At 35.5% G+C, this 850-nt stretch carries 1 pseudogene; it reads left to right on the top strand.

The features are described 5' to 3' along the window. Positions 1-850: pseudogene (locus tag E1176_RS20180) on the top strand (DUF4175 family protein); the annotation flags it as partial.

Genomic DNA, 850 nt, shown 5'->3' with positions numbered 1-850 from the left:
AATGGCAGCTTAATACCATTGGTACAGAAAAGGCCTCTATTAAATTTTATAAGGATAGTGGCTCATCAGAGCTCATAAAAACTGACGACCAGCTTTACGAGTATGAGCGAAAGTTTAACACATCCGATAATTATAATCTCATTCTCAATAATAAGTACAGCAACAATAAAGAGAAAATCGCCTATAAAGTAGACGTAATCAAAGATGCTTTCCCAAGAATTGATCTTGAGGTTTATCAAGACAACACCTTATATAGCTACATAGCATTGGGAGGCAATATTTCTGACGATTACGGCTTAAGAACACTCAGCTTAAATTATCAGATAATAAATCAAGGCGAGGAAAGCCAACCGTCCAATATTAAGATACCCATCAACAAGGATCAAACTGCCCAAAGATATTACTATAGATGGGATGTTGACTCTATTAAAATTCAAGATGGCGCTCAACTTAAATATTGGTTGGAGGTATGGGATAATGATGCCGTAAACGGTAGTAAGTCTTCTAAAACGGGCACATATGCTTTTAAAATTCCCTCCAAAAAAGATATCAAAGAAGAAATAGAGAATAAAACGAACCGAACAGAGAAGGACATTGATCAACGTGTTGAAGATGCTAAAAAGCTAAAAGAACAAATTGAAGATGCCGAAAGAAAGCTTAAAGGAAAGAAAGACCTAAACTGGCAAGACCAGAATCTTCTGAAAGATATAGTTAAAAAGAAGGAAGAGCTTAATAAGGCTATCGAAGAGCTGAAGAAGCAAAACCAGGAATTGAATAATCAAAGAGAAAAATTTAGTGATCAAGATGAGCGGATTACTGAAAAGGTAGAGCAGCTTCAAAAACTAATGGA

Origin of the sequence: Fulvivirga aurantia, from assembly GCF_009711475.1 — a bacterium.
Classification (GTDB): domain Bacteria; phylum Bacteroidota; class Bacteroidia; order Cytophagales; family Cyclobacteriaceae; genus Fulvivirga; species Fulvivirga aurantia.
Note: the sequence above shows the minus strand (reverse complement) of the source record. Positions and strands in the feature narration are given on the sequence as shown.